We start from the raw sequence: 7,943 nt of genomic DNA on the forward strand, positions 1-7,943 counted from the left end.
TTATTAGTTGATGGTCATATTCCTGCAAAGCAGCTTTTTCAAGACCCTAATTACTTACGCGAAGGTTTTAGCTTACCTAGTAACGAATTAACACTCTTTTTTACTGCATTAGATGTTTACCGCACGCCAACAGGCGAATTTAAAGTATTAAGCGATCATTGTCAGTGCCCGTTAGGCTTAGGGCTATTAATTAAAAGCCGTATTATTGCAAGGCGTGTAATGGCTGAAGAATTTGCCGAATGTAATGTTCAGCAAATTAAAGAATTTTTAAATTTATTCCAAGAGGGTATTAACGAATATACCCATTATATGGATGACCCACGAATTGTAATTCTCACCCAAGGAATTGATGACCCTAACTACAACGAGCATGCATTCCTATCTACCTACTTTGGCTACACATTAGTACAAAGCGCCGACTTAACCGTACGTGGTGGTGACGTTTGTTTAAAATCGTTACAAGGCTTGGGTAAAATTAATGTCATTTTACGCTGGGTTTCTGATCGTTGTATTGACTCTTTAGAGCAAACTGAATATTCACTTCATGGTATTCCGGGCTTATTACAATCGGTACGACAAGGGTCGGTTAAGGTTTTAAACCCGTTTGGTAGCGGTGTGCTCTCGTCACCTTCAATAAAGTGCAACTTAGAAAAGTTATCGCAGCAAATTTTAAAACAACCGCTGTTATTAGGTGAGCCAAATTATTTAAGTGTAAAAGAAGCGCAAGCCGTTGATTGGAATAACCTCGAACTACTATCTGCTATAGACCCTACACTCAAGTTAGATGGAGTGTTAGACGAGCAAGAAATAAAGCTACTTATTAGCAAAGAACCAGATAATTACTTTTTCCAAGAAAAACCTTCTTTTAGCAGTGCACCATTTTGGCATGACGGGCAATTAATCTCCAAGCCAGTGGTGTTTAGGTGTTATGCATTAACCACTGAAAATGGCGTAGAAGTACTTCCTTCAGCACTGTGTTTTTCGAACGAAAAAAGTAACAACCCGAGAATATCTGGTTGGATCAAAGATACATGGATAAATACAGCCGATAGAGTTGATTTAGGCGAGCATAATCCACCGGTGCCAATTAGAAAAAGAATGGATGTAACGCTACTCGAAGGGGTTATTTCGAGCCGTACGGCTGAGCACCTTTTTTGGTTGGGTCGATACTTAGAACGCTGCGAAAACACCATACGTATTTTGCGTATTTTTATAGACAAGTACACCGAGTTTTCTGTTTACCCAGATTCAATACGAAAAAGTATAGTTGCACGGCTTTCTAATGCCATTAGGTCGCAATATATTGTTTATCCCTATATAGAACCTGATTTAAAACTAGATGGCATTGATGTAAATCTGTCTAAAGAAACCGCCTTTCAACTCCTTGCAGACGAGCAATGCGCTGGCAGTATTATTAATACATTAAAGTACATTGCAAATGCGTCGGTGCAAATTCAAGAATTACTATCTCATGATAGTCGCCGAATAATTGATGATATTAATGAGCAAATTAAAGTATTTAAAAATGTAAATATTAATATTCCAACGCGTGCAATGCAAAGCAGTCTAGATAGAGTTATAGGCTCAATTATGGCTTTTAATGGCTCGATTACAGATTGTATGCCAAATAGTAATGGCTGGTTTTTACTCGAAATGGGCAGAAGAGTAGAGCGTAGCTTACAAATAACATCATTAAGTGCGGCTTTATTAACCAAAGAGTTAGACGAGCCCGAAGAGCTTGGCTTACTTGAAGCAGTGCTAAGTTGCCAAGTTAGTTTAGTTACGCATAAGCGCCGATACAGAATGTATCAAACCATTGGTACAGGGCTTGAGTTATTACTTTTAGATGCCGAATACCCACGTTCTTTATTATTTCAGTTAGAGGAAATTAATAAGTTGTGTAAGCATTTACCCACAAAACGCAGACAAGGCGTAATTGCGGCACACGAAAAAGCAATTTTACTATCTAAAACAAGTTGTTATGTAACTGAGAAAGATTACCTACAAAAAAGTGAAAATGGACAACGTAACCAGTTAATCGAATTTAACCATAATACGCGTATGAACTTAGATACATTTTGTGATGTATTATTACTACAGTATTTTTCTCATACCCAAACGGCAAATAAATTGAACTGGACTAATATTGAGCAAGCTCAATCGTGAAATATAAAATAAAGCACTCGACTACATACAACTATTCTGACTTTGTTAGTTTGTGTCAAAACCAAGCGCGATTAACGCCAAAAACGAATCGCGGGCAAATATGCCACAGTAGTCGTGTAGAAATTGAACCTACACCGACTTACTTACAAACATTTACTGATTATTTTAATAATCAGGTAACAGCGTTTGAAATAGCAATACAGCATAAAAAACTTAAAGTAACGATGATCAGCGAGGTAGAACTGTTAGTCGGCGCTAATAGCAATTTAGAGAGTGTTGATATTGCTTGGCGAAAAGTACGTGATTTATTGGTTAAACCAAATACGGCGGAATTATTAAAAACGTCTGAATTTGTACTACCTTCACAACTTATTCCAATAGATAAAGGAATTAAGGAATACGCATTAATTTCGTTTGATGCACACAAAAATATAATTTCTGCATGCAAAGATTTAATGGCACGGATTTTTCATGAATTTCATTATGATCCTGGTTTTACAACAATTAGTACGCCTTTGAGCACTGTTTTTGCACAAAAAAGGGGCGTTTGCCAAGACTTTGCACACTTTGCGCTTGCATGCTTACGCAGCGTAGGGTTAGCAGGTCGATACGTAAGTGGGTACATAGAAACCATGCCGCCAGAAGGCGAAGAAAAGCTAGAAGGTGCAGATGCAACTCATGCATGGTTTGCGGTATTTGTGCCAAACTTTGGTTGGGTTGATTTTGATCCAACAAATAATGTTTTACCACGCGATCAGCATATTACTCTAGCCGTAGGGCGAGACTTTTCTGACGTAACTCCTTTAAAAGGAGTGGTATTTGGTGGCGGTAGTCAATTGCTTGATGTAGCAGTTGATATGATTCGAATGGAATAGCAGTTTAACTACGTCATATATGATGATGGATAAGGTGAAAGAGTGTATGAAAATTGATTGGAAAGCGTACCAAACAAAAGGTTTCTTTGATGAATTAATTGATGCACAAGGAAACGTTAGATCGCATGGAACACAATTAGCACAATTTTTTGCTAATTTATCAGCAGAAGAATTAGTAAAAGCCAGAGCGGTTGCTGATTTAGCAATTAAAGAAATGGGTATTACTTTCACGGTTTACAACGAAGGTAATATGATTGATAGAGCCTGGCCGTTTGATATTATTCCTCGTACAATTGGTAAAAAAGAATGGCAAAGCGTAGAGGTTGGTTTAAAGCAACGTGTTGAAGCGCTTAACCTTTTTATAGATGATTTATACCACGACCAAAAAATAATAAAAGATGGTGTTTTTCCAAAAGGGTTACTAGAAAAATCAGTTAACTTTCGCAAGCAATGCGTGGGAATAAACCCGCCAAATAAAATATGGGCGCATATTTGTGGCTCAGATTTAGTACGCGATGGTAGCGGTACAATGTATGTGCTTGAGGATAACCTGCGTGTTCCTTCTGGTGTATCTTATATGCTTGAAAATCGCTCTGTAATGAAGCGTGTATTCCCGGAACTATTTGAGCAAGTGTCGATTTTACCTGTTGATGATTACCCTTCACAATTATTTGATATGCTAGCGGCAATGTCGCCTCGACCACAAGATAAACCAGAAGTTGTGGTACTTACGCCAGGGGTATTTAACTCCGCTTATTTTGAACATTGTTATCTTGCCCAAGAAATGGGTTGCGAACTGGTAGAAGGACGGGACTTAGTTGTTGAAAAAGATGATTGTGTATACATGAGAACAATCACAGGGCTACAACGAGTTGATGTTATTTATCGTCGTATAGATGATTTATTTTTAGACCCAGAAGCCTTTTTACCAGAATCCCAACTTGGCGTTCCCGGATTAATGCGTGCTTGGTCTAAAGGTAATGTTGCTTTGGTTAATGCACCAGGCGCAGGTGTTGCTGATGACAAAGTAGTTTACGCCTATGTACCTGAGATGATTAAGTACTACTTAGGCGAAGAAGCTAAACTTGCAAATGTACCAACATTTAAATGTTTGGACCCGAAAGAATGCGACCATGTGATTAAAAATATCGATAAGCTTGTTGTAAAACCAGCTAATGAGTCTGGTGGATACGGGCTATTAATAGGTCCTAAATCAACCAAAAAAGAACAAGAAGCGTGTATTGCTCAAATTAAAGCGGACCCACGAAACTGGGTAGCTCAACCAACATTAGATTTATCAACAGTACCAACATTTGATGGCAATAAACCAGATGGTCGACATACCGATCTAAGACCGTTTATTTTATCATCAGGTAAAGATACGCAAGTTACCACTGGTGGATTAACGCGTGTTGCTATGGTTAAAGGCTCTTTGGTGGTTAATTCATCACAAGGTGGTGGCAGTAAAGATACTTGGATTGTTGACGAAGAGGCTAAATAATATGTTATCAAGAGTAGGCGAAACTTTATATTGGGTATCTCGATACATTGAACGTGCGGAAAATGTAGCTCGTTTAATCAACGTTAACAATTTACTGATGATGGACTTACCCAAAGGCGTATGTACTGGCTGGGAGCCATTAATTGATATTATTGGTGTACGCAAAGCGTATTCAGAAAACCATACTGATTTTTCTGAGCAAAAAGCATTAAGGTATTTACTTGTTGGTAGTGATAACAGCTCGTCAATTTTAAACTCTATTACCTCGGCACGAGAAAGCGCACGTACAATCCGCGATGTAATACCTCGAGATGTATGGGAAGAAATTAACTCTCTTTATTATTATGTAAAAGATAATCAAAAAGAAGGGATAACAAAGCGCGGACGTTTTGATTATTTAAAAAAGATTATAGATTCAGCCCATCAAATATTTGGGGCGTTAGATGCCACAATTAATCATGATCAGGGCTATGTTTTTATCCGCTTTGGTTCGATTATAGAGCGCGCAGACATGACATCGCGAATTTTAGATATTCGCTCAGCTACGTTAATTACTAATGAAGAGGAAGTGAAGCCATTTGATAATATTCAGTGGATCAGCTTATTGCGCTCATTAAGTGCTTATCAAATGTATCGCCAAGAAATGGGCGTTAGAGTACAGCGTGCAGATGTAATAGAATTTGTGATGCACAGCAAAGTATTCCCACGATCTATTTTATTTTGTATGAATGAATTAAAAGCATTGGTTTTACCTTTGCCAAACTCAATAGAAATTATTAAATCAATTGATAATGCAATTGTTGAGTTAGAAAATAAAGACGTACGAGTACTTAAAAATGGTCTGTTGCATGACTTTATCGATGAAATACAAATAGACTTAGCTGGAATACATAACGGACTAGCCGAGACGTATTTTTTAAAGCAAGCAGAATAATAAAAGCTGTATATTGTGAAATGACTGCTTAGGGCGTGTTGAACTTTGGTGGTTGAATTTGCAGCAGGTTGTTTGGTTTTTAGGCAAGGCAGAGCCTATGTAGTGTGGTTATTCCCTATTAATGGGCGATAACGCAGCATAAATACCAAACATGCGCTGCCCTCTGGGTTCTTTCTAGGGACGATTAACTCTTTGTTGCTCGGTTTTTACTTAGCCCACTAGGTTACAAACCTCGCGCCGCGATTTAATCGCCCCTAGATTGAACAAATTTCAATCCACAAAGATAAACACGCCCTAGTCTTGAGCGGTCATTTTTTTGCTTAAATTTATTTATAATAATTTTAAAACCTGCATAATTAATCTTTACTTCCTCATCCGTTGGTATCGCAATGAAAATCATCTCGACTAATATCTCTAAAATTAAAACTCTTATTCATAATGGTAAAGAGGTGAAAACGGGAATATTCAAAACCCGAACTAACGAACCTGTTGTTATTGAAAAACTAAATATTATAGGTGACGAGCAAGCTGATTTAGTTAATCACGGCGGGGTAGATAAAGCGGTATATGCTTTTTCGCACAATCATTATGAGTATTGGAAACAAACCCTCGAGAATGATGATTTGGCAGTAGGTGCCTTTGGCGAAAACTTCACGATTTCTGACCTTAATGAAGCGAATATACACATAGGTGACCATATTCGAATTGGTACTGCACTGCTTGAAGTAAGCCAGCCTCGTGTACCCTGTTTTAAACTCGCTATCGCGCTTAATAATAAAAACAGCCTTAAACTGTTTACGCAGCATTACTGCACTGGCGTTTATTTTAGGGTACTAGAGCAAGGCGTTGCAAAAACGGGTGATAGTGTTGTTATCGAGAAGAAAGCCTCGCACGACATATCAGTTAAAAAACTGTTCCAGGCATTTTTTGATAAAAAATACGTAGGTTATGAAGACATACTTTTAGAAGCATTAACTTTGCCAGAGCTTGCTGTAGAGTGGCAAGAAAAGCTAAAGAAGAAGCTTGCTATTAAAAGTGAATAAAGCAGTTTAAAACTGTTTTATTCCCGCGCTATCACTCTTTAAAAAGTGTTGCTGCAACCTATTTATTAAACTTTGAAGAACAGGTCCTGTTGATTGGCTTCTTGAAACAACGCATCCCACAGGAGTAAGCCAACCGCCTTGTTCATGAGTAACGGGTAGCGTTACCACTTCAGCTTGGTTTATATACCGCTTAATAGCAAACTCGGGTACAAGCACCCAACCAATACTCTGAACTACTAAGTCGATAAGGGTTTGATGTGTATTTGCGTACCAAATCCTAGAGCTAATTGCGTAGCTAAACCATAACTCTTTTTGGCTAAGGCTGCGATGAACACATTGCCTATGGGCTTTTAAATCATTGCTTGTTACAGCCTTTAGCTTTGCAAGCGGGTGTTCTGGTGATGAAATCGTTAAAAATCGAGCTTGACCCAATAGAAAAAAATCCATATCAACTTTTAGTTCCCCATCACTATAAATGATACCTAGTTGTGCTTTTCCTATTTTTACTAAGTTTTCTACATCGTCAGTTGTTGTCGATATTATTTCGAAATTAGTAATCGGGAACTGATCAGCAAGTGGGGTAATCACTTTTAAAATATCTTGATTATTTAGGCTTTCATCAATAGCTATAATTACCTCATGCTCATAATTTTTTGCTAATGCATCCACTTTTTGGTCAAAATATTTTTGCTGATGAAGTATAGAGTATGCGACAGGTAACAATGCCTTACCGCTAATCGTTAAGCTGGGTATATTTTTATTACGCGTAAACAATGTTTGATTAATCGCTATTTCAAGATTAGAAATAGCTTGGCTAATTCCCGATTGTGCACGGTTAAGCTTTCGGGCTGTTGCCGAAAAAGATCCTGTTTCTACCACGGTTACAAAAATTTTTAGTTGCTCAAAACTATACATATCATTCAACTTAAAGGTGAGTACTTATTTGCTCATCTTATCACTAAAGGTGATGGCTACTAACTTTGCAAATAATTAAATTATGTCACTATTATTTTCTTTAATTATTTGGCGTAAAAGGGGTTAATTATGGATGCAAAAATGGGGTCGCTAGAGAGGATGTTTCAGGCTGTTTTGTTTGAAGTATTAGCGGTAACGCTGTCGATTATTGGTTTGGCTGTATTTACAGAGCATGCAATATCGGCTTTATCAGGCACTATGATTATAATTGCAACGATTGCGATGTGTTGGAATTTTGTTTTTAATTGGTTTTTTGACAAAGTAGCTACCGGTGCAAAAGAGCAACGTTCTGTATTATTCCGTATTTTTCACGTGATTTTATTTCAAGGCGGGTTACTTGTTTTTACTATTCCCGTAATGGCGAGCATTTTAAACGTAGGCTTATGGGAAGCATTAATAATGGATATCGGCGTAACTTTTTTTATAACCCTTTACGCTTTTACTTTTAA

7 protein-coding genes are annotated in these 7,943 nt (G+C 37.6%); 6 read left to right on the forward strand and 1 reads right to left on the reverse strand.

Annotated features, from left to right (window positions below; all coding sequences use genetic code 11):
- From CXF89_RS20570 to CXF89_RS20590, 5 genes are all read left to right on the forward strand, one after another.
- Positions 1-2,166 (forward strand): circularly permuted type 2 ATP-grasp protein (locus tag CXF89_RS20570; protein ID WP_121955627.1); only part of this gene is annotated, 2,166 nt, incomplete at its 5' end.
- Positions 2,163-3,041, forward strand: a complete 879-nt coding sequence (locus CXF89_RS20575) for a transglutaminase family protein (RefSeq protein WP_024590933.1) — start codon at positions 2,163-2,165, stop codon at positions 3,039-3,041. The genes CXF89_RS20570 and CXF89_RS20575, both read left to right, overlap by 4 nt.
- A gap of 46 nt (positions 3,042-3,087) precedes the next feature.
- Positions 3,088-4,542, forward strand: a complete 1,455-nt coding sequence (locus CXF89_RS20580) for a circularly permuted type 2 ATP-grasp protein (protein ID WP_121955628.1) — start codon at positions 3,088-3,090, stop codon at positions 4,540-4,542.
- 1 nt (position 4,543) lies between these two features.
- On the forward strand, positions 4,544-5,476 hold the full coding sequence (locus CXF89_RS20585; protein WP_121955629.1) for an alpha-E domain-containing protein: 933 nt from the start codon (positions 4,544-4,546) through the stop codon (positions 5,474-5,476).
- 389 nt (positions 5,477-5,865) lie between these two features.
- Positions 5,866-6,519, forward strand: coding sequence for an MOSC domain-containing protein (locus CXF89_RS20590; RefSeq protein ID WP_121955630.1), 654 nt, complete (start codon positions 5,866-5,868; stop codon positions 6,517-6,519).
- A 6-nt stretch (positions 6,520-6,525) separates the two neighbouring features.
- Here CXF89_RS20590 and CXF89_RS20595 read toward each other — a convergent pair whose 3' ends face one another.
- Complete coding sequence (locus tag CXF89_RS20595; RefSeq protein WP_121955631.1) at positions 6,526-7,434, reverse strand: LysR family transcriptional regulator; 909 nt, start codon at positions 7,432-7,434, stop codon at positions 6,526-6,528.
- Positions 7,435-7,563: 129 nt separating this feature from the next.
- On the opposite strand from CXF89_RS20595, the gene CXF89_RS20600 reads away from it, so the two are divergent.
- On the forward strand, positions 7,564-7,943 hold a 380-nt coding region (locus tag CXF89_RS20600; protein ID WP_121955632.1), incomplete at its 3' end, for a PACE efflux transporter.

Source organism: Pseudoalteromonas sp. MelDa3, assembly GCF_002863625.1.
In the GTDB taxonomy this organism is placed as follows: Bacteria; Pseudomonadota; Gammaproteobacteria; order Enterobacterales; family Alteromonadaceae; genus Pseudoalteromonas; species Pseudoalteromonas arctica.

What these genes read in the sequence shown, in the direction of transcription:
- CXF89_RS20590 (WP_121955630.1), top strand. Translation starts at nt 5,866, where the DNA reads ATGAAAATCATCTCGACTAATATCTCTAAAATTAAAACTCTTATTCAT.
- CXF89_RS20580 (WP_121955628.1), top strand. Translation starts at nt 3,088, where the DNA reads ATGAAAATTGATTGGAAAGCGTACCAAACAAAAGGTTTCTTTGATGAA.
- CXF89_RS20585 (WP_121955629.1), top strand. Translation starts at nt 4,544, where the DNA reads ATGTTATCAAGAGTAGGCGAAACTTTATATTGGGTATCTCGATACATT.
- CXF89_RS20595 (WP_121955631.1), bottom strand. Translation starts at nt 7,434, where the DNA reads ATGTATAGTTTTGAGCAACTAAAAATTTTTGTAACCGTGGTAGAAACA.